Genomic DNA, 24284 nt, shown 5'->3' with positions numbered 1-24284 from the left:
CTCCGGGCTCAGCGCCGCGGCACGAGGGCGTAGAGGGTGATCGCCGCGGCGTTGGAGACGTTGAGGCTCTGGATCGCGCCGGTGAAGGCGATCTTCGCCATCACGTCGCAGCACTCGCGGGTGCGCTGGCGCAGGCCCTTGCCCTCGGCGCCGAGCACGATCACCAGCGGCGCCTTCGGGGCGACCTCCTCCAGCGGCGTCGCGGCCTCGGAATCGAGCCCGACGCGGGTGAAGCCGCGCTCGCCGAGCTGGATCAGCGCCGCGGCGAGGTTGCGCACGATGATGAGCGGGACGTGCTCCAGCCCGCCCGAGGCCGACTTCGCCATCACGCCGGTGGCGGCCGGGGAGTGGCGGGCGGTGGTGACGATGGCGGTGACGCCGAACGCCGCCGCCGTGCGCACGATGGCGCCGACGTTGTGGGGATCGGTGATCTGGTCGAGGGCGAGCAGCACCGCGTCGGCCGGCAGGGCGTCGAAATCCGGCCCGGCCAGGGCCTCGGCCTCAAGGTAGAGACCCTGGTGGACCGCGTCGGGCCCGACGATCGCGGTGATCTCGCCCGGGCGGACGATCTCGGGAGCGATCCGCAACTCGCCGATCTCGTCGGCGAGGCGCGCGGCGCCGTTCTCGGTCGCGAGCAGGCGGTGGACCGCCCGGTCGGGGTTGCGCAGGGCCTCCGCGACCGGGTGCCAGCCGTAGAGCACCATCCGGCCCTCGTGGATCTCACGGGGGTTGTCGGGCCGTTTCGGACCGCCCCGGCGCATGCCCGGCCGCGGCGCTCCCCGTTTCTTCGCCATCGCCTCGTCCGCCGTCGCCAGTCTCGAAAGGGAGGCGCAGCTTCAAGACGCCGGCCGCGGCCGCGTCAAGCCCGGATCCGCTCGGCGGCCCTCAGCCGTGGCAGGTGCAGCCGGCGTGCTCGCAGCCCGGGTGGTCCTTGTGGCCGTCGGCGCACTCGTCGCAGCAGAAGGCGCGCTCCTCGCGCATCACCGCCTTCTCCAGGGACACGATGCACACGCAATCGGTGCAGGCACACTTCACCATCTCGACGTCGACGCTCGCCATCACGGCCTCCTCGCATGGAAATCCGAGCGGTCGCTTCGCGAAGCGGATGTCAGCTTCGCTCAGGCGCCACGCGGGCTGGTGATGCGATGTCCGAACGAATCGTCCGGATGTCGCATCACGGGTGGTCCGGTCTGGCCTCGCCGTCCCGGTGCTCATGCGGGTCGCAGACATGCGAGACCATGGTGCGGATCACGTCGCGGACGTGGTCGTCGTCGAGGACGTAGCGCACGCTCCGCCCCGCCCGCTCCGGCCGCAGCAGACGGGCGGTCCGCAGCAGGCGCAGATGGTGCGAGGTGAGCGACTGGCTCGCCCCGACCTCCTCGGCGATCTCGCCGACGCTTCGTGGTCCGTCGAGGCAGGCGAGCACGATCCTCAGCCGGTTGGGATCCCCCAGCAGGCTGAACAGCTCCGCCACCTGTCCGATCTGGTCCTGCCGCAGGTGTCCGGTTCCCTCGAATACATGAACAAGTGTGCATGTATCGCAGGAGCGCGGCGGGATCAAGCGCGCAGGCCCGCCGTCATACGAAATCCGATTGATCGCTCGGCGACCCCTGCGGGATCGCATTCGCGATGCGGATTTCGGCTTCGCTCAAGCGCCGCGCGGGCTGGTGATACGGATTTCGGAACGAATCGTCCGACATCCGTATCACAGGGCAATCGGGTTTCACCCGATTGCCCTGCCCGCCGTCACCACCCCGCGCGCCTCGCCGAAGCCGATCGGTGCGAAGCCGTCGCGGCGGCAGGTCGCGCGCAGGATCACCGTGTCGCCGTCCTCCAGGAAGCGGCGGGTCTCGCCGCTGGCCAGCCGGACCGGCTCGCGCCCGCCGCGGTTGAGTTCGAGCAGGCTGCCGCAGCCGTCCTGGTCCGGCCCCGAGATGGTGCCGGTGCCGAGGAGGTCGCCGGGATTGAGCGGACAGCCGTTGGAGGCGTGATGTGCCACGAGCTGCGCCGCGGTCCAGTACAGGTGGCGGGCGTTGCTGCGGGCGAGGCGCTCGGGCTCGCGCATCCCGGGGGTGAGCAGGAGCACGTCGAGGTCGATGTCGAGGGCGCCCGCGGCGGCGTCGGCCTCGTCGGCGAGGTAGGGGAGGGGGCGGGGATCGCCCTCCGGTCGCGGCGCCTGGGGGATGCGGAACGGCGCCAGCGCCTCGGCGGTGACCACCCACGGCGAGACCGTGGTGCAGAAGCTCTTGGCGAGGAACGGCCCGAGCGGCTGGTACTCCCAAGCCTGGATGTCGCGCGCCGACCAGTCGTTGAGCAGGCAGAAGCCGGCGATCCGGCTCCCGGCCTCGGCGATCGCGACCGGCTCGCCGCGGGCGTTGCCGGGGCCGATCCAGATCCCGAGTTCGAGTTCGTAGTCGAGGTTGCGGCAGGGGCCGAAATCCGGTGCCGGCTGGTCGCCGGGCCGGCGCTGGCCGTGCGGCCGGTACACCGGCTCGCCGGACACCACCACCGACGAGGCCCGGCCGTGATAGCCGATCGGGACGTGCTTGTAGTTCGGCAGCAGCGGCGCGTCGGGGCGAAACAGCCGCCCGACCGCCACCGCGTGGTGGAGGCCGGCGTAGAAGTCGGTGTAGTCGCCGATCCGCGCCGGCAGGTGCATCCGGCAGGCACCCGCCCGGTGCAGCAGGCCCTCGCCGGCGGCCTCGATCCGGGCCCGCTCCGGGCCGTCCTCGCGGAGAAGGTCGCTCAGCCGGGCGCGCAGCGCCCCCCGCGTCGCGGCCGGGAGCGCGAAGTAGGGGTTCAGCGCCTCGCCCGCAGCGGCCTCGGCGGCCGCCCGCGCCGGCCCGTCGAGGAGGCCGAGGCCGAGGGCGGCGGGGAGGTCGAGGATCCGGTCGCCGATCGCGACCCCGCCGCGGGGCGCCCCGCCCTCCGGCGAGAACACGCCCAGCGGCAGGTTCTGGATCGCGAAGTCCGGATGGCCGTTGGCCGAGGCGACGAGGCTGCGCCGGGCCGGGTCGTGGGTGGCGTCGATCATCGGTGCGCTCACGGCCGGGTCGGGTCGAAGTGGCGGGCGAGGCGGTGGCCGTAATCGCCGTAATCGGCTTGCAGGGCCGGCGTCTCGGCGGCGAAGCGGCTGACCTTCTGGGGAAACCGCGTCTCGAACATGAAGGCGAGGGTGCCTTCGAGCTTGTGCGGCTTGAGCTCCACGCTCGACGCCTTCTCGAAGGCGTCGACGTCCGGCCCGTGCGGCAGCAGCGTGTTGTGCAGCGAGGCGCCGCCGGGCCGGAAGCCACCGCCGGTCTTGGCGTCGTAGACCCCGTAGACCAGCCCCATGAACTCGCTCATGACGTTCAGGTGATACCACGGCGGCCGGAACGTGTTCTCCGCCACCAGCCAGCGGTCGGAGAACAGCACGAAGTCGATGTTGGCGGTGCCGGGTGTCTCGGAGGGCGAGGTCAGCACGGTGAAGATCGACGGGTCGGCGTGATCGAACAGGATCGGGCCGACCGGCGAGAACTTGCGCAGGTCGTACTTGTAGGGCGCGTAGTTGCCGTGCCAGGCCACCACGTCGAGGGGCGAGTGGGCGATCTCGGCCGCCCACAGGGAGCCGCCCCATTTCACCAGCATCGTGCCGGGCGCCTCGCGGTCCTCGTAGGCGGCGACCGGGGTGAGGAAGTCGCGCGGGTTGGCGAGGCAGTTGGCGCCGATCGGGCCGCGCTCCGGCAGGGTGAAGGCGCCGCCGTAATTCTCGCAGACGTAGCCGCGCGCCGGGCCGTCGAGGAGCTCGACCCGGATCTTCACCCCGCGCGGGATGACCACGATCTCGCCGGGTCCGGCGTCGATGATCCCGAACTCGGTGGCGAAGCGCAGGCGGCCCTGCTGGGGCACCACCAGCATCTCGCCGTCGGCGTTATAGAAATACTCGTCCCGCATCGAGCGGGTGGCGAGGTAGAGATGCGCGCCCATCCCGGCCTGCGCGCCGGCATCGCCCGCCGTGGTCATGGTGTGGATGCCCTCGACGAAGGAGAGCGGCGCGTCGGGGATCGGCACGGGATCCCAGCGCAGGGGCGCGGGCGGCATCTCGACCTCCTGTGCCGGGGCGGTGCGCCACAGCCGGGCGTCGCACTTCGTGAAGCGGTTCCAGTGCGCGACGGTCGGGCGGATGCGGTAGAGCCAGGAGCGCTCGTTGGTGGTGCGCGGTGCGGTGAACGGCGAGCCGGAGATCTGCTCGGCGTAGAGGCCGTAGGGGCATCGTTGCGGCGAGTTGCGGCCGACCGGCAGGGCGCCGGGCAGCGCCTCGGTCTCGAAGCCGTTGCCGAAGCCGGACAGGTAGCCGGGATGGAGGCCGGTGGAGGACGCCGCGGACGCGCCGTCGAGGCGGGCATGCTGGTTCATGGGGTCTCTCCGGGGGAAGGTTCGCTGGGAGAAGGCTTTCCTGGGGAAGGCTCGGGATTCAGGGAGTGTCGCGCCAGGGCGACCGCCGCGTCCAGCACCGCGAGGTCGCCGACCTCGTGGGCGAGGATCAGGACGAGGCGGGCGTTGAGCGCCGCGCTCTCGGCCTCGCTCAGGCCGTCATGGGCGCGGATCAGCAGCGCGAAGGCGTCGTCGCCGCGGCCGGCGAAGCCGTCGTCCCGGCGCAGCATCACGCCGCCTCCCGGAAAGGGGCGCCGGCCCGGCCGGTCGCCCGCGCCAGGGCGGCGGCGATCGCGGCCCCGTCCGGCGCGGCGAAGCGTGCCGCGACGTGGGCGTCGGGCCGGATCAGGTAGGTCGTGCCCGGCATCGCGCCGTAGCGCCGGGCGGCGACGCCGTCGGGATCGGCCAGGGATTCGGCGCCCGCGACGGCGAGCGGGGTCGCGGCCACCACCACGATTCCGAGACCGGGCAGGTCCGGCAGCACCGGCGGCGCCGCACCGGCGAAGACCAGCAGCGTGAAGCCCGTGCCGCCGAGGCGGTCGAGCAGCCAGCCCGGCCGCCCGGCGGCGTCGCTCACCGGGGCGTCCGGGCAGGCGGTGCCCGGGACCGGGCCGTCCTGCGGGCCGCCGCCGTCGTCCGGGGTCTGGAGCGACAGCCCGGCGAGGCTGCACGGCCGCGACAGTCGCCCGGCATTGAGCAGCGCGCGGGCGAACGGCGCCTCGCCGGCGAGCGCCAGCACCCCGTCGCGCAGCAGCCGCTCGGCCGGGCTCTTGGGGGTCATGAACGCGGTGGTGCGGCTCGATTGCAGGATATTCTCGTCGGCGCCGTGACCGCGCTCCTCGTCGTACGTGCCTATCAGGGCAGCATTTGCCTCTCTCTTGAGCACAAGCGCGAGCTTCCAGCACAGGTTGTCGGCATCCTGCACGCCGCCGTTGCCGCCGCGGGCGCCGAACGGGCTCACGACGTGGGCGGCATCGCCGACGAACACCACCCGGCCGTGGACGAACCGGTCGAGCCGGGCGCAGCGGAACGAGTAGACCGAGCACCATTCGAGAGTGACGGGCGTGTCGGCGCCGACGACCGCGCGCACCCGCGCCATCACCCGTTCGGGTTCGCGCTCGCGGTCGGGATCGGCGTCGGGGCCGAGCTGGAAGTCGATGCGGAACACGTCGTCGGGCTGGCGGTGCAGCAGGGCGCTCTGGCCGGCATGGAAGGTCGGCTCGAACCAGAAGAGGCGCTCGGTCGGAAACGCGGCCCGCATCCGCACGTCGGCGATGAGGAAGCGTTCCTCGAAGCGCTGGCCGTGCAGCGCCAGTCCCATCCGGGTCCGGGTCGGCGAGCGGGCGCCGTCGGCGGCGATCACCCAGTCGACGTCGAGGTCGTAGGCGCCCTCCGGCGTCGCGACGGCGAGGCGGACCCCGTCGCCGACCGGGGTCAGGCCGGTGACCTCGCTGCGCCAGCGCAGATCGATCAGATCGGGGAAGTCGGCCGCCCGCTCGATCAGGATCCGCTCGACGGTGTATTGCGGGAGGTTGATGAACGCCGGGCGGCGGTGGCCGGATTCGGGCAGCAGGTCGAAGCGGTAGAGTTCGCGGTCGCGGTGGAAGACCCGGCCGACGTTCCAGGTCACGCCCTGCGCGACCATGGCCTCGGCGACGCCGAGCCGGTCCCAGATCTCCAGGGTGCGCTTGGCCCAGCAGATCGCCCGGCTGCCGCTCGCCACGGTGTCGTCGTCGTCGAGGACGACCACCGGGATGCCCCGCGTCGCGAGGTCGAGGGCGCAGGTCAGCCCGACCGGGCCGGAGCCGATGACCGCCACCGGGCGGCGGGGACCGGGGCCGCGCAGTTCCGGCGGCGCCGCGAAGGCGTAGCGGGGGCTGGGAGTCATGCTGGCGCGTCCTGGGAGTGGATGGGGCCTGCTGGTGGTTGGGTGTGGTCGGTCCCGCCTCTCCCCTTTCCCGGACGACTGAAGCGTCAGCGGAAGGAGATCCGGGAACCAGCGCAACGAGTCGCGAAGCGTCCGTCCTCAGCGGCGGTGCCGACGCACGGAGCCGCTACGCGGCATTCCTCGTGCTGGATCCCGGGTCGCATTCCGCTGACGCTGCATGCGCCCGGGAAAAGGGGAGAGGCGGAACGCAAGGGGGAGTGGTCGGTCGCCCCTCACCCCTCCAGCGCGCGCCACATCTCGATGTCGCGCTCGGCGGTCCAGATCCGCGGGTGGTCGAGGCCCTTGGCTTCGTCGTAGGCGCGGCTGACGTCGAACGGCATGCAGTGCTCGAAGATCACCCAGTGCCCGTAGTTCGGCCGCATCTCCCGCATCGCCCGGTCGTAGACCGCCTTGAGGTCGTGGCCCGCCTCCACCCCGGATCGGGCGATGGCGTAGAGGTCGCGCAGGAACGACCGGGTGCCCTCCAGCCCGTCGCGGATCTGCTCCAGGGAGGTCAGCGCCTCGCCGCGGCCCGGCACCAGCGCGGCGGGATCGAGGGCCTGGAGCCGGTCGAGGGTGGCGGGCCAGTCGCCGAAATGCGCGTCGCCGCAATAGGGGGTCGCGCCGTACTCCACGAGGTCGCCCGAGAAGAGGACCTTCTCCTTCGGCAGCCACGCGATCGTGTCGCCGGCGGTGTGGCCGCGGCCGGCATGGACGATCCGCACCTCGCGCGAGCCGAGCCACAGCGTCATCTCGCCGTGGAAGGTCAGGGTCGGCCAGGTCAGGCCCGGGATCTCCTCGCGCCCGCGGAACAGCCGCGGGAAGCGCTGGATCTCCGATTCCATGTCCTGCTGCCCGCGCTCGACGATCATCGCGCGGGCGACGTCGCTGGCGATGACGTTGACCCGGTCCGGGTAGCCGGCGACGCCGAGGACCCGCACGGCATGGTAGTGGGTGAGCAGGACGTGGCGGATCGGCTTGTCGGTCACCTCGCGGACCTTCGCCACGAGGTCGCCGGCCATCCGGGGCGTCGCGCGGGCGTCGATCACCAGCACCGAATCGTCGCCGACGACGACGCCCGAATTCGGGTCGCCCTCGGCGGTGAGCGCGTAGACGCCGGGGGCGAGTTCGCGGAAGGTCTCGCGCTTCTCGGCGAGATCGGCCTGGCTGGCGAACCCCTTGCTCATCCCTGGTCCTCCCCGGCGTCCGCGGGATCGTCCCCGGCGCATCACCGTGATTGTTGTATCCGCAACCATCTGGTAGGCCGTTGCGCGTGCAACCGTCAAGAGGGGCCGACCCGGACCGCATGGCACGGCTGAACCTGCTCCGCTTCTCGCCCTTCCGCCTCAACCGCCTCGCCGCCGAGTTCAGCGGGGCGCTGGCTGAGGATTACGCCCGCTTCGGCATCGACATCCCGGAATGGCGGGTGCTGGCGACGCTCGGCCTGCACGACGGGCCCCGCAGCGCCGCCTACGTCGTGCGCTGCACCCGCACCCACAAGTCGCGGATCAGCCGGGCGGTGGGTCACCTCGCCGGGCTCGGGCTGGTGGAGCGCCGGGAGGACGAGGCCGACCGCCGCGAGATCATGCTGGCGCTCACGCCCGCCGGGCGGGCGATCTACGCCGAGCTGGTGCCGCTGCTGCTCGCCCGCGAGGAGCGCCTGCTCGCGGTGCTCGACCCCGGCGAGCGGCGGGAGTTCGAGCGCCTGCTCGGCAAGATCGAGGCGGGGCTCGGGCTGATGCGCTGCGACGAGGAGCCGTGATAGCGTTTGCGGACGATGACGTCCGCAAGCGGGCTCACCAGCCTGCGCGGTGGAGCCGGAGGCTCCACACGCCTGAGCGAAGCCGAAATCCGCGATCCGGCAGGATCGCCGAAGCAATCGATCGGATTTCGCATGACGCCTGCGGGATCGGCTGGCCTGAGGCTTGCTAACCCTGGGCCAGCCGCCGGGAGCCCGCATGGACGTCGAACTCGCTGCCCTGACCAAACGCTACGGCCACACCACCGCGGTCGACGGCATCGACCTCAAGATCCGGTCGGGCTCGTATTGCTGCCTGCTCGGCCCGTCCGGCTGCGGCAAGTCGACGACCCTGCGGATGATCGCCGGGCACGAGACGGTGTCGAGCGGCGACGTGGTGATCGGCCCGAAGGCGGTCGGCGACCTGCCGCCCGCCCAGCGCGGCACCGCGATGATGTTCCAGAGCTACGCCCTGTTCCCGCACCTGAACTGCCGCGACAACGTCGCGTTCGGGCTCAAGATGCGCGGCATGGCCAAGGCCGAGCGCCACCGCCGCGCCGACGCGATGCTGGCCCTGGTCCAGATGGACCGGCTCGCCGAGCGGCTGCCGGCGCAGCTCTCCGGCGGCCAGCAGCAGCGCGTGGCGCTCGCCCGCGCCCTCGTCACCGGCCCGAAGGTGCTGCTCCTCGACGAGCCGCTCTCGGCCCTCGACCCGTTCCTGCGGGTGCGGATGCGGACCGAGCTGAAGCGGATCCAGACCGACCTCGGCATCACCTTCGTGCACGTCACCCATAGCCAGGAGGAGGCGATGGCGCTCTCCGACCTCGTGGTGGTGATGAACGGCGGGCGCATCGAGCAGGCGGCCGACCCCCGCACGGTGTTCGAGCGGCCGGCCACCGCCTTCGTCGCCCGCTTCATCGGCGGCCACAACGTCATCGCGCTGCCCGACCGGCGCATCGCTGTGCGCGCCGACCGGATGCTGCTCGGCCCCGAGGCCGGGCCCGAGGCGGTGCCGGCGCAGGTCGTCGCGGTCGAGTACCAGGGCAGCGCCGTGCATGTCGGCCTCGACGCGCCGGGGCTCGACACCGACGCGGCGACGCCGCTGACGGCGATCCTCAGCGACCACGCCTTCGCCCGCCGGCCGCTGGCCCTCGGCGACACCGTGCGGGTCGGCTGGCAGGCCGACGAGGCGCACCGCCTCGAGGCGTGACCGCCACGGGGCCGGGGCCGGGGCGCCCGGAACGATTGCAAGGGAGAGACGAATGAGCGATGCGACCAAGACCCCCGGCCTGACCCGGCGCGGGCTGCTCCAGGGCGCCGGCGCGGCGGCGGGCGTCGCCGCCGGTTCGGGCGCGATCACCGGCTTCCCGGCGATCCACGCCGCCGACCCGGTGACCCTGCGCTACCTCGGCACCGCCGTGAACCAGAGCGGCGACATCGCCCGCAAGGTCAAGGAAGACCTCGGCATCACGATCGAGTACATCCCGGTCGTCACCGACGAGGTGTCGAAGCGCGTCGTCACCCAGCCGAACTCGTTCGACATCGTCGATTCCGAGTATTTCAGCCTCAAGAAGCTGATGCCGTCCGGCAACCTGATGGGCATGGACGCGCGCCGGATCAAGAACGCCGACAAGATCACCCCGGTCTTCACTAAGGGCGAGGTCGCGGGCAAGACAATCGGCGACCAGGGCACCGCGCCCAAGAAGGTCTTCTACCTCGAAGGCCAGAACTCGACCAAGTTCGCCGCCTCGCCGACCGAGTGGATCACCCTGATCCCGACGACCTACAACGCCGACACCCTCGGCATCCGGCCCGACCTGATCAAGCGCCCGATCACCTCGTGGAAGGAACTGCTCAACCCCGAGTTCAAGGGCAAGGCGTCGATCCTCAATATCCCGTCGATCGGCATCATGGACGCCGCGATGGTGGTCGAGGCCACCGGCGACTACACCTATCCCGACAAGGGCAACATGACGAAGGCCGAGATCGACCGCACCATGAAGGTGCTGATCGATGCCAAGCGCGCCGGCCAGTTCCGCGCCTTCTGGCAGGACTTCAACGAGTCCGTGAACCTGATGGCGTCGGGCGAGACGGTGATCCAGTCGATGTGGTCGCCCGCCGTCACCAAGGTGCGCTCGCAGGGCATCGCCTGCACCTACCAGCCGCTGAAGGAGGGCTACCGCGCCTGGGCGACCGGGTTCGGCCTGCCCAAGACCCTCTCGGGCCGCAAGCTCGACGCCACCTACGACTTCATCAACTGGTTCCTGTCCGGCTGGGCCGGCGCCTACCTCAACCGCCAGGGCTACTACTCGGCGGTGCTGGAGACGGCCAAGGAGAACATGGCCCCCTACGAATGGGCGTTCTGGATGGAGGGCAAGCCCGCCGAGCAGGACATCAAGGGGCCGGACGGGACCGTGCTGGAGAAGGCCGGGGCGGTGCGTGACGGCGGCTCGTTCGAGCAGCGCATGGGCGCGGTCGCCTGCTGGAACTCGGTGATGGACGAGAACACCTACATGGTCCGCAAGTGGAACGAGTTCATCGCCGCATGAGCACGACGAGCGAGCCCGCCCTGACCTCCCTGCCGGAGGTCGCGGCGCCCGCCGTCCCGGCGGCGGGCCTCCGGACGGCGGAGCGGCGCCAGCGCCGCCTCGCCTATCTCCAGGTCGGGCCGCTCGCCCTGGTCTTCCTCGTGTTCTTCGTCGTGCCCCTGGTGCTGACCCTGGTGGTCAGCTTCTGGGAGTACAACGAGTACGAGATCATCCCGTCGTTCACGCTCCAGAACTACGCCGACGTGTTCGAGGGCTGCCTGTCGGGCGGCGACCTCTGCACGACGTTCCGCACCTACCTGTCGACGCTGAAGTTCTGCCTGCTCGGCTGGGCCTTCACCCTCGTCATCGGGTTCACGGTGGCGTATTTCGTCGCCTTCCACGTCCGCTCCAGCACCATGCAGACGGTGCTGTTCCTGATCTGCACCATCCCGTTCTGGACCTCGAACGTCATCCGGATGATCGCCTGGATGCCGCTGCTCGGCCGCAACGGGCTGGTCAACGACGGGCTGATGTCCCTCGGGCTGATCCGCACCCCGATCGAGGGGCTGCTCTATTCCGACTTCTCGGTCGTGCTGGCCTTCGTCCACCTCAACACCGTGTTCATGATCGTGCCGATCTTCAACTCGATGATGCGGATCGACCGCTCGCTGATCGAGGCGGCGACCGATGCCGGCGCGACGCCGTGGCAGACCCTGTGGAACGTGATCGTGCCGCTCGCCAAGCCCGGCATCGCCATCGGGTCGATCTTCGTCCTCACCCTCATCATGGGCGACTTCGTCACCGTCGGCGTCATGGGCGGCCAGCAGATCGCCTCGGTCGGCAAGGTGATCCAGGTCCAGATGGCCTACCTGCAATTCCCCGCCGCCGCCGCCAACGCGGTGGTGCTGCTAGGCGCGGTGCTCCTCGTCATCGTCGCGCTGACGCGGCTGATCGACCTGCGCCGGGAGCTGTGAGCCGATGCTGCGCGACGGACCCCGCCCGCTCTCGTTCTACCTGCTCGCCGCGTTCTTCGGCCTGTTCGTGCTGTTCCTGTACGGGCCGACCCTGACCATCCTGGTGCTGAGCTTCCAGGGACCGCAGGGCGGCCTGACCTTCCCGATGAACGGGGTCTCGACCTTCTGGTTCTCGCGCCTGTGGGCCGGGCTCGGGGTGGTCGACATCTGGGCGGCGTTCCGGCGCTCCTTCGCGCTGGGCCTCGTCGTCATGGCGCTGAGCGTGACCCTCGCCTTCTTCGCCGGACTCGCCTTCCGCAAGGGATTTTTCGGCCAGGGCGTCGTGTTCTACACCGCGGTCGCGAGCCTGATCGTGCCCTCGATCGTCGTCTCGCTCGGCATCGGCCTCGAATTCCGGCTGCTCGACGACGTCGTCAAGGCGCTCGCCGCCGCGACCGGCTGGGGGTTCCTCCAGGACCACGGCACCCTGATGGGGCTGTTCACCTCGGCCCTCGGCGCCCACCTGACCTGGACGCTGCCCTTCGGCCTGCTCATCATGTTCGCGGTGTTCAACCGCTTCAACCGCGCCTACGAGGAGGCGGCCCGCGATTGCGGCGCCACCGGGCCGCAGACCCTGGTCCACGTCGTCGTGCCGATCATCCTGCCGTCGCTCGTCGGCGTCGCGCTGTTCGGCTTCACCCTGTCCTGGGACGAACTCGCCCGCACCAGCCAGGCGATCGGCGGCCGCAACACCCTGCCGCTCGAACTCCAGGGGCTCACCACCACCGTGACCACGCCGGAGATCTACGCCCTCGGCACCGTCACCACCGGCGTCTCGCTCGCGGTGATCGCGCTGTCGTTCGGCGCCTATCTCTGGCTCCAGCGCCGCCGCGCCCGCAGCGGCCTGATGCCCGGATCCTGATCCGGGCGCCGGATCCTGATCCGGGCGCCGGATCCTGATCCGGGCGCCGGATCCTGATCCGGGCGCCGGATCCTGATCCGGGCGCCGGGGCCTGCCCCGGCCCGCCCGCGCCGTCAGCGGATCGTCTGGCTCACGCCGGTGCGCTGGGCCTGCCGGTCGTCGCCGTTCGCGATCGGGTGCAGGGCGATCAGGAGGTAGACCTCGACGCAGAGCAGCAGCAGGATGCTGGCGAGGAGCGCGATGATGACGCTCTGGGCCCGCGGGCTGAAGCCGATCAGGCCGGCGGCGGCCGCCGCCGAGCCCGGGGGGACCAGGCCCGGGGCAGCCGGCCCCGGTGCCGGCACGGCCGCGGCCGGGTCGGGTATGGCGGCCGGCTCCGGCGGGGCGACGCGCTCGAATTGCGGCCGGTAGGTGCCGACCGGCACGCGGATGCGCACCGGTTGCGGCTCCTCGATCACCGCGTAGCCCTCGTCGATCGCCCGGCGCAGGCGCCCCGCCTCGACCCGGACGCTCGGATCGACGCCCGGGTCGAAGTCCTTCGGCCGGCCGAGGGCCTGCGTCGCGATGGTGTAGGCCTTGAGGGTGGCGCCCCGGCCGGCCAGCTCCTCCTCGACCACGAAGCGCAGGAAGCCGGCGAGCTTGGGCGAACGGGCGAAGGGACCGGACCGCAACAGCGTATCCAGGGCGCTCCTGACGAGCGCCGCGCGGTCTTCGCCGTCCGATTCGAGCATTGCCACCCTCTCCGGGCCTGGGGCCCCGCCCGGGCCGGGCTCGCGTCCCGGCGTCAACGGGCCGGTTTCCTCCAGGCCTAGTCCATCATACCTGCCGCATAACTCCCCGTCAGTATCATATGAGCATTGGAAGCCGAACCCCTTTTGCCGAATCCCCCTCCGGCAGGCGGTTCGCCGCGGTCAGCGGGTCAGCCGCACCTGCGCGAAGGTGTCGAACAGGGACTTGAAGCCGCTGGCGACCGAGCTCGTGGTGCCGAGATCCACGAACATCCCCGGGGAGGCGCAGGCCTTGAGCTGGGGCACGATGTCGTCGAAGCGGGTGCCGCGGTTGCCGATCTGGCTCGGCTGGCCGAGGGTGGCGACGTAGCCCCAGTCCCACGGCATCTGCAGGTAGGGCGCGTAGAGCACGCCGACCGAGACGCTGGCGTCGAGCTTCTGGCAATCGGCGGGGCTGAACGGGGTCACCTGCGGCCGCAGCTCGACGTAGTTGGTCCAGGAGCGGGTCGGGTCCTGCACGCCGTCGGTCGCGATGATGACGAGCTTCTTGGCCGCGGTCTGGCCGTCGCCGCCCGCCCCGACCTCCTTGGCGAAGTCGGGCATGATCTTGCCGAAATGGGTCGCGCCGGCGTAGTCGATCACCTTCGGGTCGCCGCCCTCGTGCGAGAGGTCGGGGGCGGTCGGCAGGTTGCCGGTGGCCGCGCTGAGCGTCGAGGTCAGGCCGACGAGCTTCGTCAGCGTGGTGCTGAAGCTGTAGACCGCGATGCGCAGGCGCTGCTTGGCTGCGCCCTGCTTCTGCAGCGTGGCGACGAAGTCGGCGATGCCGTCGTTGATCTCGTTCATCCGCAGCCGGATGCCGTTCTTCTGGGCCCACTGGAAGCTGTCGTACTGCGTGCCCTTGACCTTGACGTCGTCGTGGCACGCGAAGGCGCAGCCGAAGGCGGAGGTCAGCTTGGCGATGTCGGCGGTGGTGGCGCCGAGGGCCATCGAGGCCGAGACGTCGATCAGCAGGTAGATGTCGATGTAGGGCGACAGTTCGGCGCTGGCGGTCGAGCGGCCGCTGATCGGCACGGACGGGTAGCCGATGAGCTGGGTCACGGTGGTTTTGACGTCGGCGGTGTAGGTGCCGGTGATGGTGACCGTGCGGTTGGTGAGAGCCGGGCTGATCTCGACCGCGACGTTGCCCGCCACCGCGTCGTTGGCGACGAACGCGGCCTCGCCGGCCTTCTTCGCCGCCGCCTCGATCTGGTCCTTGCTCTGGTTCTGGGCGTCGGCGGCCTTGGCGGCCTGGGCGGCGGCGAGCACCGCGGCATCGAGGGCGGCGTCGAGCCGGCCCCGGCTCACCATCGCGCGGCTGTAGTCGAGGCCGGCTCCGAGCATGCCGATGAGGGGGACGAGGGCGGCCGCCACGAGGACCGAGACGGAGCCCTGGGGTGACCGGAAGCGGCGGAGCGCGGAGACGAGGTGGGTCGCGATCATGGCGGGTCTGCTGGGTTGCAAGCGTTCGGCCTTCGGGGCGTTCGGCCTCCGGGGCGGGCGGGCGCCCGGAGAGGAGTCGACCGTCACCGGATCGCGGCGGTCGTGTCGGGATGCCGCGCGGGGGCGTCGAGGCCGAGGGTTCCGCGCAGGGAGGCCTCGGCGGCGCGGCCGGCCTCCGCCGCACCGGCCCTGAGCGCGTGCTCGCGGAGCGGCTCGGCGAGCGCGGCCAGCCCGGGCCCCGGGGCCGGGCCCGGCCCGGCGTGCCGCAGCGGCGACAGGTAGAAGATCACGCCGATCACCAGTCCGGCGCGCAGGACGAAGGTCATGACGCGGGTCCTCCGTGCGAAACAGACGGCCACCATGGTCCCGATTGGTGAAGCGGATCCGAGTCCGATCGCGCACTCGCGGGGTGATCGTACGGGATGGCTAACGCTTCGATGCCGCAACTCAGGGATTTGTCGGCACCGGGCGCGCGGACGGGCGTTCAATTTTTTTGAGCGAATCGCTCAACCGATTGAGTCTGGTGGACGATCGCGGCGTCGGCCTAGGATGCGCCCCACGAACGCCACGCCAGACACACGACGGGATCCATGCCGACCGACATCGAGATCGCCCGCGCGGCCACCCTGCAGCCGATCAGCGCCGTCGCGGCGGGTCTCGGCATTCCCGACGACGCGCTGCACTCCTACGGGCGCCACATCGCCAAGATCGACCACGCCTATCTGCGCTCCCTCGACGGGCGGCCCGAGGGCCGGCTGATCCTCGTCACGGCGATCAGCCCGACGCCGGCGGGCGAGGGCAAGACCACCACGACGGTCGGGCTCGGCGACGCCCTCAACCGCATCGGCCGCCGGGCGATGATCTGCCTGCGCGAGCCCTCCCTCGGCCCGTGCTTCGGCATGAAGGGCGGCGCGGCCGGCGGCGGCCGCTCGCAGGTGGTGCCGATGGAGGCGATCAACCTGCACTTCACCGGCGACTTCCACGCCATCACCTCGGCCCACAGCCTCGCGGCGGCCCTGCTCGACAACCACGTCTACTGGTCGAACGACCTCGACATCGACCTGCGCCGCATCGCCTTCCGCCGCGTGGTCGACATGAACGACCGGGCGCTGCGCCAGATCACCCAGAGCCTCGGCGGGGTCGCCAACGGCTACCCGCGCGAGGACGGGTTCGACATCACGGTCGCCTCCGAGGTGATGGCGGTGTTCTGCCTCGCCCGCGACCTCGCCGACCTCGAGGCGCGCCTTGGCCGCATCGTCGTGGCCGAGACCCGCGAGCGCAAGCCCGTGACCCTCGCCGACCTCAAGGCCACCGGGGCCATGACGGTGCTGCTGAAGGACGCGCTGCAACCGAACCTCGTCCAGACCCTGGACGGGTCGCCGGCGCTGATCCACGGCGGCCCGTTCGCCAACATCGCGCATGGCTGCAACTCGGTGATCGCGACCCGGGCCGGCCTGCGGCTGGCCGACTACGCGGTGACCGAGGCCGGCTTCGGCGCCGATCTCGGGGCGGAGAAGTTCCTCGACATCAAGTGCCGTCAGGCCGGCCTCGCGCCGAGCGCGGTGGTGATCGTCGCCACCGTGCGGGCGCTCAAGATGCATGGCGGCGTCGCCAAGAGTGCGCTCGGCGCCGAGAACGTCGAGGCGCTGGAGCGGGGATTCGCCAACCTCGCCCGCCACGTCGAGAACGTGCGCCGGTTCGGCCTGCCGGTGGTGGTCGCCGTCAACCACTTCCACGCCGACACCGAGGCCGAGCACGCCGCGCTCAAGGCGCTGTGCCGCGACCGGCTCGACGTCGAGGCGATCACCTGCCGGCACTGGGCCGAGGGCGGGGCCGGGGCCGAGGACCTCGCCCGGGCGGTGGTGGCGCTCGCCGAGGGCGGGGGCCGGGTGCCGCACTACGCCTATCCCGAGGAGGCGCCGCTGGCCGAGAAGATCCGCACCATCGCGCAGACCCTCTACGGGGCGGCGGACGTGCAGATCGAATCGAAGGCGGCGGCCAAGCTCGCGCAGTTCGAGGCCGCCGGCCACGGCCGGCTTCCGGTCTGCATGGCCAAGACCCAGTACTCGTTCTCGACCGATCCGGGCCTGATGGGCGCGCCGAGCGGCCACGTCGTGGCGGTGCGCGACGTGCGGCTCTCGGCCGGCGCCGGCTTCGTGGTGGCGATCTGCGGGGAGATCATGACCATGCCCGGCCTGCCCCGGGTGCCGGCGGCCGAGGGCATCCATCTCGGCGAGGACGGGCAGATCGAAGGGCTGTTCTGACGCGGCGGCCCGGGACCCGCGGGCCGCGGCCTCATACGGTGTCCGATTGATGGCTCCGCAACGCGGAAACCGGCTTCGCTCAAGCGCCGCGCTCAAGCGCCGCGCGGGCTGGCGATACGGATTTCGGACCGAATCGTCCGAAATCAGTACCGGGACGAGGGGCGGATGCGGGCGACGGAGGCCGGCCCGGCCCGCAGGGACGCCGCCTGCGCGATCGCGAACTCCGTGCGCGCGAGGAGCGAGCGCGTCATCTCCCCGGTCTCCCGGCCGGATCCGGCCGGCTGCGCGCCCGGCGCATCCCCGGCGATCGGGGCCGGCACGGACCGCGCCGCGGGTGCCGTCTCCGCCGGCAGGGCGTTCAGGATGCTGATCAGGCAGTGGACCTGATACTCTCCGCTCCGGAGCTCGTCCTGGCGCGCCGCGCCTCCGCTCCCGGCCTCCGGCGTCGGCGGGACCGGCCACCCGTTCTCCTCGAACCGCGCGACCAGCCGGTCCACCACCACCTGCCACACCCCGTGCTTCGACCAGCGATTGAAGGTCTGCGCCGCGCGCCACCATGGGCCGTAGTGCGGCGGCACGGCCCGCCAGTTCTCGCGATGACAATGGCGCCAGAGGATCGCCTCGACCGTTCCACGCAGATCGTGCGGCGGGGTCTTCCCGCGCGGCCGGCACAGGTCAAGCAACGGCTCGAGCGTCGTCCATTGCCTCTCCGTCAGCATCCTTCCTCCGTCCCGAGAACCGCGGCGGGCGATCGCAGATCCTGACCACCCGGGACATCTCCCGAATGACCTTGGGTCCGATGAATCGACCGGCATGATAGATTGGCATTACCGCCTCGATCAAAGTTTTTGTTGGCGGATGTCCGAATGATATATTTTGATAATCTGCAATAAAAAAAGTCCATTCGGACCAAGATATATTATTACTGCACGAAGATGTTCGATATTCCGAAATTTTGGCTTTTTATAAAAGATATAACTTGCTAAAATGAGCAGTATGAAAATTTTTCCAGAGTTCCAGGGCCGTATTTTCGTCGAAAAATCATATAGAAATAAAATTATACTCGATAATATGCGACATTTCTCTCACTGACCTAAAGTCAAAAACTCGATGACAAGCAAATCAAAGTCGCTTGTTATGACATAAATTTCTCTTGAGAGGCGATTTACGAGTCAGAAACAAAGGCTTTTGTCCCTTGCCTGACTGAAAAAAGCGCTTCAAGAACTAGCAGTGACTGCTTGTGCTGATTTTGCCACAAACTCTACGTTATAACTTGGTAATAGCCTGTTATAACTCGTCGATGATTGATCGAATGACCGACATGGAACATGTTTCCGACGCACCGATCTTGGGAAAGACGGTCTCCGGCTTGATCCTTTCGGAGAGGCTGGAGTTTCGAGGGGACATAAGAGGGCGTGTCGACTGGAGGCGTCAGTCTTCGGGGCAGAGTCACTCATCCCTGAGGGGTCCGAAACTTTGGAGGTCTCAATGAAGCTCGTGAAGAGCCTTCTGCTCGGTTCGGCTGCTGGCCTGACCGTCGTGGCAGGTGCCCATGCTGCCGATCTGCCGGTGAAGAAGGCGGTTCCGGTCGAATACGTGAAGGTCTGCACCGCGCATGGTGCCGGCTTCTTCTACATCCCCGGAACCGATACCTGCCTGCGCATCTCGGGCCGCGCCCGGTTCCAGGCCACCTACCTGCAGAACTATTTCCGCGGCAACAACGGCAACGCCGGCGACCTGATGGGCTACCAGGGCCTCGGTCGCTTTGCGTTCGATGCCCGGACGTCGACTGCCTACGGCACCCTGCGCAGCTTCATCCGCTTCGACCTCGCCTACGGCACCGGACCGTTCCTTGCCTCGGGCACCCAGACCCGGCAGGGCGGCAACATCCTCGCCTTCGGCGTCGACGGCTACGGCCGCGCGGTGACGAACGTCAACATCGACAAGGCGTTCATCCAGTTCGCCGGGTTCACCGCCGGTCGCGCCTCGTCGTTCTTCGACTTCTACGCCCACGACTTCGAGATGATCGGCGGCACGCTCGGTTCCGATCTGCCCTCGACCAACCTGCTGGCCTACACCGCGACCTTCGGCAACGGCTTCTCGGCGACCCTGTCGGTCGAAGATCCGGCTCTGCGCCGCACGCCGCTCTTCGGCAGCGCAAGCTCGAACAGCATCGTGGCCTCCAGCCAGTTCGCGCTGATCACGGGCGGCTCCAACTTCTCGCCGGTGCTGTCGTCGCTCAACGGTGTGCCGGTCGGCGTTGCGGAATACGACGTCAGCCAGCGCTCGCGCATGCCCGACTTCGTCGGCGCGCTGCGATACGACTCGGCCTGGGGCTCGGCGCAGCTCTCCGCGGCGGTCCACGAACTCAATGCCGGCCTTGCGAACGGTGGCACGCGCCTGTTCGGGGGCGGCACCTCGACCTTCGCCTCGGCTCCGCATCCGTCGAGCGAGTACGGTTGGGCAATCCAGGCCGGCCTGAAGGTGAACACGCCCTTCATCGCCCCCGGCGATACCCTGTACCTTCAGGGCGCCTACGGCGAAGGCGCTCAGCGCTACGTCGGCTTCTCGTCCTGGAATGGCTCGTACCTCGCCAACAGCAACGTGGCGGCCGGCGCGACCCTCAACAACTGGTACGCGGACGCCGTCCTCGATCCGCTGACGGGCAAGCTCGATCTGTCGAAGAGCTGGTCGGTCGTCGCCTCGTTCCTGCACTACTGGACTCCGCAATGGCGGTCGGCCGTCTTCGGGAGCTACGGCGAGCAGTCGTTCGGTCGGGCCAGCCGCGTCAATGTCGGTCTGCTGACAGCGCCGGTCACGAGCTTCCTGAACCCGATCAACGCCGCCTACGGCTTCAATGGCGTGCTGCGCGACACCAACCAACTCGTCGCGGGCGGCAGCCTGATCTGGTCGCCGGTGCGTGACCTCGATATCGGCGTCGAGGGTGTCTACACCCGCGCCGCTCTCCAGAGCGGGCGGACCATCGACCTGAACAAAGCCGCGGGACAAGTCGCAACCGGCGTGAACGCTGCTGGTCAGCCGATCAACGCGGCGGGCATCGCCCTCCCGACCACCAACGCCACGGACACCTTCCAGGTCCGCATGCGCGTGCAGCGCGACTTCTGAGGCCAACCACCCGCGAGGGCGGCCGGTCCCGGCCGCCCTCGCACGGATCGACCGGGGCACCGGATCTCTCGATCCCGATCAGGCATTGTAAAGTATTGCCAAGGCTCCGGCGTCTCGCCGGGGCCTATTCGTGTTGTAAATTTAGAGAAAATGCAGACAATAAAAAAGACGCACTCTGCAGAGTGCGTCTTAAAAGTTGGCCTGGGTCTCGAAACCAAGGTTGATGCAACCTAGCATGTCCGGTTCTTGCGTCAACAAGACTTGAGATCTTTTTTGACCCAGCGGAGGAGAAAGGTCTGACCGCGTCCGCCGTGGACCGGGTTCTCCTCCCGCGGCCAGCCGGTCTTCGCCGGGAGCCGAGCGCTCGCGCGTCATGCCCGATGTCGTCGGCGTCCCGCGCGAGGTCGATGCCGGGCTCGCCCACGGTGCGCCTTCCGTCGCGGGGAGACCCGCGGACGGACGCCACGGCACCGCGTCCGTCGGGCGGGTGCGGCCGGGCCGGGCGGGACGGCGTGAGGATCGACCCTGCCCGTCCTCGCCCCGACGCCACCCTGTCCCTCCCGGGCCTCCGCCGGGGCCGGACGGCCCTACTCGTCCTCGCCCCGCAGCGGGCGGCGCATCAGCGCCGCGATGGCATCGTCGAGGCGCAGCGTGCCGGCGACGAGGGCGGCGACCGCCTCGGCCACCGGCATCTCGACCCCGTGGCGGCGGGCGAGGGCGACGAGGCCGGCGGCGGTGAGCGCCCCCTCGGCGAGCTTGCCGCCGGCCGCCTCGCCGGGGTCGGCGCCGCGGCCGAGGCGCTCGCCGAAGGCGAAGTTGCGCGACTGCGCCGAGGAGGCGCTGAGCACCAGGTCGCCGAGGCCCGACAGGCCCATCAGGGTCTCGGAGCGGGCGCCGCAGGCGCGGGCGAAGCGCATGAGTTCGGCGAAGCTGCGGGCGACCAGGGCGGCGCGGGCGCTCTCGCCGAGGCCGCGGCCCACGACCGCGCCGCACGCGATGGCGAGCACGTTCTTGGCCGCGCCGCCGATCTCGACCCCGCGCAGGTCGCCCGAATGGTAGACCCGCAGCGCCGGCCCCGACAGGATGCCGGCGAGGGCGGCGGCGCGCGCAGGCTCCGCCGCCGCCAGCGTGACGGCGGTGGGCAGGCCGCGCGCCACGTCGGCGGCGAAGCTCGGGCCCGACAGCACCGCGAGCGGGGCGCCCGGCGCCACCGCGGCGGCGACCTCGGTCATGAAGGCGTCGCTGCCGCGCTCGATCCCCTTGGCGCAGATCACCAGCGTCGCGTCCGGGCGCAGGGCCGGGCGCAAGGTTCCCAGAACCCCGCGCAGGGTCTGGGCCGGCACCACCAGCAGCACCGCCCCGGCGCCGGCGAGGTCGCCGGCCTCGCCGCTCGGGCGCACCCGCGGGTGCAGCGGCACGCCCGGCAGGTAGCGGGCGTTCTCGCGGGCGCGGGCGGCGTCGCGCGCCGCGGCGGCGTCGCGCATCCACAGCACGACCTCGCCCTCCTGCCCGGCGGCTGCCGCGTTGGCGAGCGCCGTGCCCCAGGCGCCGCCGCCGACCACCGCCACCGTCACCGTCACGACCCCTCTCCCGCGGCCGGCGCCCGCAGGCGGTAGAGGACGTGCGGCCGCAGCGGATCGCTCTCGCACAGGTCGGGATGGGCGAACGTGTCGACCCGCTCCATGCCGAGCCGCTCCATCACCCGGCGCGAGGCGCCGTTGAGGACCGCCGTGAGGGCGACGACCTCGGCGAGGCCGCAGCGCCCGAAGGCGTCGGCGAGGGCGAGGCGGGCGCCGCGCGTCGCGAGGCCGCGGCCCCAGGCCGCGCGAGCGAGCCGCCAGCCGATCTCGACCGCGGCGCCCGGCCCGGCCGCGACCGGCAGCGGCCGGGCCGGGCGCCAGCAGCCGACGAAGCCGCAGAATCCCTCCGGCGTCTCGATCGCCCACGGGCCGAACCCGTCGCGGTCGAAGCGCCGGTCGAGGGCACGGGCCTCGGCGAGGCTCTCGCGGGCGGTCTTGCGGGCGGGAAAGAACCGCATCACCGACGGGTCGGCGTTCATCGCCGCGAACGGCGCGTCGTCCCCCGGCCGCCAGCGGCGCAGGCGGAAGCCCTCGCCCGCCAGGGCGGCCGGGGCGGCGGGCATCGCCGGCCGCGCCCGCCACGCCAGGGAGCGGCGGTCGAGCTCGGCGAGGTCCTGCGTCCCGGCCAGCACCGCCTCGCCGAGGGCGAGCGCCGCGGCGAGGCGCGCCGGCGGCAGGTTGGCCCAGGCCGGGGGCGCGAGGCTCTCGCGCCACGGCCCGCCGCTGGCGTTGTCGAGCAGAATGCGGGCGAAGCCGTCGCGCGAGGACGGCCAGCCGGGGCGGGCGGCGGCGGGCAGGCGCTCGTCGACGAGGCGGCGCCAGCGGCGCTGGCATTCCTCCGCCTCGGGATCGTGTCCCGGCGCGGTCATCCGGCGGCGTCCGCCGCCTCGCGCGGCGAGGCGGCGGCGAACGGCCAGCGCGGCCGGGCCGGGGCGGTGAGGTCGTCGACGAGGCCGAGCCGCAGGCGCTCGATCCCGGCCCAGGCGATCATCGCGCCGTTGTCGCCGCACAGCGGCAGCGGCGGCGCCACCAGCGGCAGCCCGGCCTCGCCGGCCTGCTGCGCCAGCGCCCGGCGCAGGGCCCCGTTGGCGGCGACGCCCCCTGCGGCGACGAGCGCGGTCGGGTGGCCGGCGACCGGGCCGAAGCTGCGCAGCGCCACCCGCACCCGGTCGACCACCACGTCGACCACCGCGGCCTGGAAGCTCGCGCACAGGTCGGCGACGTCCTGCTGGGTCAGCGGCGCGATGCGCTCGGCCTCGATCCGCAGGGCGGTCTTGAGGCCCGACAGCGAGAAGTCGGGGGTGCGCCGGCCGAGCATCGGGCGGGGCAGGGCGAAGCGCTCGGGGTTGCCGGATTCGGCGGCGCGCTCGACCTCGGGGCCGCCCGGATAGGACAGGCCGAGGAGCTTCGCCACCTTGTCGAACGCCTCGCCGATGGCGTCGTCGATGGTCGAGCCGAGGCGCACGTAGTCGCCGACGCCCCGGACCGCGACGAGCTGGGTGTGGCCGCCGGAGGCGAGCAGCAGCAGGTAGGGGAAGGCGACGCCGTCGGTGAGCCGGGCCGTGAGGGCGTGGGCCTCGAGGTGGTTGATGGCGAGCAGCGGCTTGCGGGTGACGAGCGAGAGGGTCTTGGCGGTGACGAGCCCGATCAGCACGCCGCCGATCAGCCCCGGCCCCGCCGCCACCGCGATGCCGTCGAGGTCGTCGAAGCCGAGTTCGGCGGCGTCGAGGGCGCGGGCGATCAGCCGGTCGAGCACCTCGACATGGGCGCGGGCGGCGATCTCCGGCACCACCCCGCCATAGGCGGCGTGCTCGGCGATCTGGCTCAGCACCTCGTTGGCGCGGATCAGGCCGCGGCCGTCCTCCGTCAGCGCCACGACGGCGGTCGCGGTCTCGTCGCAGGTGGTCTCGATGCCGAGGACGTGCATGCGGGGCGGCTCTTCGCGGTGACGCCGCCGGGCGGGCGGACTCGGGGGTACCGGACGGAACCCGCTTTCCTGGAAACGGATCCCGCCCTCGCGGGCTGGCGCGGGCGCCGGCTCGCGGTCATGGTGCCGTCAGATAACCCCGCGGGGGCGGGTGCGCCAAGGTGCAAGGAGCAGGGCCGTCGCTTCGGCGATGGTCCTGCGGTCGCCCGCAGGGCGACACGCGATGGCGGGCGCGAGGAGCGCCCCGCGGAGCGGAAGCCAAGTGAGCGGACGCGAATGCCGGCGCCTGAGGCCGAGGAGGAAACAAGGGCCATCGCTCCCGAGCGATGGCCCTGCGAAGGGAGGAACCGAATGACCGGGCCCGGCGAGGCGGAGGCGGACCCGCTGCGGGTCTGGGTGGCGCGCCCGCTCCCGGCGGGCGGGCGCAGCGCCGCGCGCCTCGCCGCCCTCGGCCACGTCCCGCTGCTCGCGCCGGTCCTCGCCGTCGCGCCGGGCGACGCGCCGCCCCCGGCGGGCCCCGTAGGCGGGGGGGGGCTCACCCGCGCCCACGCGGCGGGGGCGCGGGCGGCCGGGCGCGGCCCGGTGCTGCGCGAGGCCGGCGGCGACGCGGCGGCCCTCGCCGCCCTGATCGCGTCGGACCTCTCCCCCGGGGCGCGCCTGCTCCACGCCGCCGGCCGCGAGCGCAAGCCCGAGCCCGCC

General features: G+C 71.3%; 22 protein-coding genes and 1 pseudogene. 8 read left to right on the top strand and 15 right to left on the bottom strand.

Annotation, left to right across the window (positions count from 1 at the left end; genetic code table 11):
• Window positions 1-8: 8 nt before the first annotated feature.
• From EOE48_RS02640 to EOE48_RS02605, 8 genes are all read right to left on the bottom strand, one after another.
• Window positions 9-794: a TrmH family RNA methyltransferase gene (locus tag EOE48_RS02640; protein WP_127727230.1), complete on the bottom strand. Its 786-nt coding sequence runs from the start codon at window positions 792-794 to the stop codon at window positions 9-11.
• A 91-nt stretch (window positions 795-885) separates the two neighbouring features.
• Window positions 886-1059, bottom strand: coding sequence for a metallothionein (locus EOE48_RS02635; protein ID WP_127727229.1), 174 nt, complete (start codon window positions 1057-1059; stop codon window positions 886-888).
• 115 nt (window positions 1060-1174) lie between these two features.
• Window positions 1175-1474: an ArsR/SmtB family transcription factor gene (locus EOE48_RS02630; protein ID WP_246153919.1), complete on the bottom strand. Its 300-nt coding sequence runs from the start codon at window positions 1472-1474 to the stop codon at window positions 1175-1177.
• Between the two features lie 249 nt (window positions 1475-1723).
• Window positions 1724-3034 (bottom strand): fumarylacetoacetase, encoded by a 1311-nt coding sequence (gene fahA, locus EOE48_RS02625; RefSeq protein ID WP_127727475.1) that lies wholly within the window; start codon window positions 3032-3034, stop codon window positions 1724-1726.
• Between the two features lie 8 nt (window positions 3035-3042).
• On the bottom strand, window positions 3043-4395 hold the full coding sequence (hmgA, locus tag EOE48_RS02620) for a homogentisate 1,2-dioxygenase (RefSeq protein ID WP_127727228.1): 1353 nt from the start codon (window positions 4393-4395) through the stop codon (window positions 3043-3045).
• On the bottom strand, window positions 4392-4643 hold the full coding sequence (locus EOE48_RS02615; RefSeq protein ID WP_127727227.1) for a DUF2783 domain-containing protein: 252 nt from the start codon (window positions 4641-4643) through the stop codon (window positions 4392-4394). Before EOE48_RS02615 ends, hmgA begins: the two co-directional genes overlap by 4 nt.
• On the bottom strand, window positions 4643-6301 hold the full coding sequence (locus tag EOE48_RS02610; protein WP_127727226.1) for an FAD-dependent oxidoreductase: 1659 nt from the start codon (window positions 6299-6301) through the stop codon (window positions 4643-4645). The genes EOE48_RS02615 and EOE48_RS02610 overlap by 1 nt, the downstream gene beginning before the upstream one ends.
• Before the next feature lie 272 nt (window positions 6302-6573).
• Window positions 6574-7527, bottom strand: a complete 954-nt coding sequence (locus tag EOE48_RS02605) for an MBL fold metallo-hydrolase (RefSeq protein WP_127727225.1) — start codon at window positions 7525-7527, stop codon at window positions 6574-6576.
• A gap of 119 nt (window positions 7528-7646) precedes the next feature.
• On the opposite strand from EOE48_RS02605, the gene EOE48_RS02600 reads away from it, so the two are divergent.
• From EOE48_RS02600 to EOE48_RS02580, 5 genes are all read left to right on the top strand, one after another.
• Window positions 7647-8102: a MarR family winged helix-turn-helix transcriptional regulator gene (locus EOE48_RS02600; protein WP_127727224.1), complete on the top strand. Its 456-nt coding sequence runs from the start codon at window positions 7647-7649 to the stop codon at window positions 8100-8102.
• Window positions 8103-8298: 196 nt separating this feature from the next.
• Window positions 8299-9288: an ABC transporter ATP-binding protein gene (locus EOE48_RS02595; protein ID WP_127727223.1), complete on the top strand. Its 990-nt coding sequence runs from the start codon at window positions 8299-8301 to the stop codon at window positions 9286-9288.
• A gap of 52 nt (window positions 9289-9340) precedes the next feature.
• Entirely contained in the window at window positions 9341-10627 is a 1287-nt protein-coding gene (locus EOE48_RS02590; RefSeq protein ID WP_127727222.1) for an ABC transporter substrate-binding protein, read from the top strand.
• Complete coding sequence (locus tag EOE48_RS02585) at window positions 10624-11580, top strand: ABC transporter permease (protein WP_127727221.1); 957 nt, start codon at window positions 10624-10626, stop codon at window positions 11578-11580. Before EOE48_RS02590 ends, EOE48_RS02585 begins: the two co-directional genes overlap by 4 nt.
• A gap of 4 nt (window positions 11581-11584) precedes the next feature.
• Window positions 11585-12481, top strand: coding sequence for an ABC transporter permease (locus EOE48_RS02580; RefSeq protein WP_127727220.1), 897 nt, complete (start codon window positions 11585-11587; stop codon window positions 12479-12481).
• Window positions 12482-12594: 113 nt separating this feature from the next.
• On the opposite strand, the gene EOE48_RS02575 is transcribed toward EOE48_RS02580, so the two are convergent.
• From EOE48_RS02575 to EOE48_RS02565, 3 genes are all read right to left on the bottom strand, one after another.
• Entirely contained in the window at window positions 12595-13152 is a 558-nt protein-coding gene (locus tag EOE48_RS02575; protein WP_127727219.1) for a hypothetical protein, read from the bottom strand.
• A 240-nt stretch (window positions 13153-13392) separates the two neighbouring features.
• Window positions 13393-14688 (bottom strand): pilus assembly protein TadG-related protein, encoded by a 1296-nt coding sequence (locus tag EOE48_RS02570; RefSeq protein WP_127727218.1) that lies wholly within the window; start codon window positions 14686-14688, stop codon window positions 13393-13395.
• 83 nt (window positions 14689-14771) lie between these two features.
• On the bottom strand, window positions 14772-15014 hold the full coding sequence (locus EOE48_RS02565; protein ID WP_127727217.1) for a hypothetical protein: 243 nt from the start codon (window positions 15012-15014) through the stop codon (window positions 14772-14774).
• Between the two features lie 264 nt (window positions 15015-15278).
• Here EOE48_RS02565 and EOE48_RS02560 point away from each other — a divergent pair, with 264 nt between their 5' ends.
• Complete coding sequence (locus tag EOE48_RS02560) at window positions 15279-16952, top strand: formate--tetrahydrofolate ligase (RefSeq protein WP_127727216.1); 1674 nt, start codon at window positions 15279-15281, stop codon at window positions 16950-16952.
• A 143-nt stretch (window positions 16953-17095) separates the two neighbouring features.
• On the opposite strand, the gene EOE48_RS02555 is transcribed toward EOE48_RS02560, so the two are convergent.
• Window positions 17096-17671, bottom strand: a complete 576-nt coding sequence (locus EOE48_RS02555) for a transposase (protein WP_187371298.1) — start codon at window positions 17669-17671, stop codon at window positions 17096-17098.
• Window positions 17672-18440: 769 nt separating this feature from the next.
• On the opposite strand from EOE48_RS02555, the gene EOE48_RS02550 reads away from it, so the two are divergent.
• Window positions 18441-20078 (top strand): porin, encoded by a 1638-nt coding sequence (locus EOE48_RS02550; RefSeq protein WP_127727214.1) that lies wholly within the window; start codon window positions 18441-18443, stop codon window positions 20076-20078.
• Between the two features lie 587 nt (window positions 20079-20665).
• Here EOE48_RS02550 and EOE48_RS29705 read toward each other — a convergent pair.
• From EOE48_RS29705 to tsaD, 3 genes are read right to left on the bottom strand one after another with little or no spacing between them, the layout of a single operon-like run.
• The gene (locus tag EOE48_RS29705; RefSeq protein ID WP_246153918.1) at window positions 20666-21658 is read right to left on the bottom strand and encodes an NAD(P)H-dependent glycerol-3-phosphate dehydrogenase; all 993 of its coding nucleotides are present in this window, start codon (window positions 21656-21658) and stop codon (window positions 20666-20668) included.
• Complete coding sequence (locus EOE48_RS29700; protein WP_246153917.1) at window positions 21655-22527, bottom strand: GNAT family N-acetyltransferase; 873 nt, start codon at window positions 22525-22527, stop codon at window positions 21655-21657. Before EOE48_RS29700 ends, EOE48_RS29705 begins: the two co-directional genes overlap by 4 nt.
• Window positions 22524-23585, bottom strand: coding sequence for a tRNA (adenosine(37)-N6)-threonylcarbamoyltransferase complex transferase subunit TsaD (gene tsaD / locus EOE48_RS02540; RefSeq protein ID WP_127727213.1), 1062 nt, complete (start codon window positions 23583-23585; stop codon window positions 22524-22526). The genes EOE48_RS29700 and tsaD overlap by 4 nt, the downstream gene beginning before the upstream one ends.
• A 351-nt stretch (window positions 23586-23936) precedes the next feature.
• Between tsaD and EOE48_RS02535 the strand changes: the two are divergent.
• A pseudogene (locus tag EOE48_RS02535) lies at window positions 23937-24284 on the top strand (uroporphyrinogen-III synthase); the annotation flags it as partial.

The sequence above is a fragment of the Methylobacterium oryzihabitans genome (assembly GCF_004004555.2).
GTDB lineage: Bacteria > Pseudomonadota > Alphaproteobacteria > Rhizobiales > Beijerinckiaceae > Methylobacterium > Methylobacterium oryzihabitans.
The sequence above is the reverse complement of the archived record's forward strand: the minus strand, read 5'-3'. Positions and strand labels throughout refer to the sequence as shown.

Bases quoted from the DNA above. Each gene is read 5' to 3' on its own strand.
- EOE48_RS02640 (WP_127727230.1), bottom strand. From the start codon at position 794: ATGGCGAAGAAACGGGGAGCGCCGCGGCCGGGCATGCGCCGGGGCGGT.
- EOE48_RS02635 (WP_127727229.1), bottom strand. From the start codon at position 1,059: ATGGCGAGCGTCGACGTCGAGATGGTGAAGTGTGCCTGCACCGATTGC.
- fahA (WP_127727475.1), bottom strand. From the start codon at position 3,034: ATGATCGACGCCACCCACGACCCGGCCCGGCGCAGCCTCGTCGCCTCG.
- hmgA (WP_127727228.1), bottom strand. From the start codon at position 4,395: ATGAACCAGCATGCCCGCCTCGACGGCGCGTCCGCGGCGTCCTCCACC.
- EOE48_RS02615 (WP_127727227.1), bottom strand. From the start codon at position 4,643: ATGCTGCGCCGGGACGACGGCTTCGCCGGCCGCGGCGACGACGCCTTC.
- EOE48_RS02610 (WP_127727226.1), bottom strand. From the start codon at position 6,301: ATGACTCCCAGCCCCCGCTACGCCTTCGCGGCGCCGCCGGAACTGCGC.
- EOE48_RS02605 (WP_127727225.1), bottom strand. From the start codon at position 7,527: ATGAGCAAGGGGTTCGCCAGCCAGGCCGATCTCGCCGAGAAGCGCGAG.
- EOE48_RS02600 (WP_127727224.1), top strand. From the start codon at position 7,647: ATGGCACGGCTGAACCTGCTCCGCTTCTCGCCCTTCCGCCTCAACCGC.
- EOE48_RS02595 (WP_127727223.1), top strand. From the start codon at position 8,299: ATGGACGTCGAACTCGCTGCCCTGACCAAACGCTACGGCCACACCACC.
- EOE48_RS02590 (WP_127727222.1), top strand. From the start codon at position 9,341: ATGAGCGATGCGACCAAGACCCCCGGCCTGACCCGGCGCGGGCTGCTC.
- EOE48_RS02585 (WP_127727221.1), top strand. From the start codon at position 10,624: ATGAGCACGACGAGCGAGCCCGCCCTGACCTCCCTGCCGGAGGTCGCG.
- EOE48_RS02580 (WP_127727220.1), top strand. From the start codon at position 11,585: ATGCTGCGCGACGGACCCCGCCCGCTCTCGTTCTACCTGCTCGCCGCG.
- EOE48_RS02570 (WP_127727218.1), bottom strand. From the start codon at position 14,688: ATGATCGCGACCCACCTCGTCTCCGCGCTCCGCCGCTTCCGGTCACCC.
- EOE48_RS02565 (WP_127727217.1), bottom strand. From the start codon at position 15,014: ATGACCTTCGTCCTGCGCGCCGGACTGGTGATCGGCGTGATCTTCTAC.
- EOE48_RS02560 (WP_127727216.1), top strand. From the start codon at position 15,279: ATGCCGACCGACATCGAGATCGCCCGCGCGGCCACCCTGCAGCCGATC.
- EOE48_RS02555 (WP_187371298.1), bottom strand. From the start codon at position 17,671: ATGCTGACGGAGAGGCAATGGACGACGCTCGAGCCGTTGCTTGACCTG.
- EOE48_RS02550 (WP_127727214.1), top strand. From the start codon at position 18,441: ATGAAGCTCGTGAAGAGCCTTCTGCTCGGTTCGGCTGCTGGCCTGACC.
- EOE48_RS29700 (WP_246153917.1), bottom strand. From the start codon at position 22,527: ATGACCGCGCCGGGACACGATCCCGAGGCGGAGGAATGCCAGCGCCGC.
- tsaD (WP_127727213.1), bottom strand. From the start codon at position 23,585: ATGCACGTCCTCGGCATCGAGACCACCTGCGACGAGACCGCGACCGCC.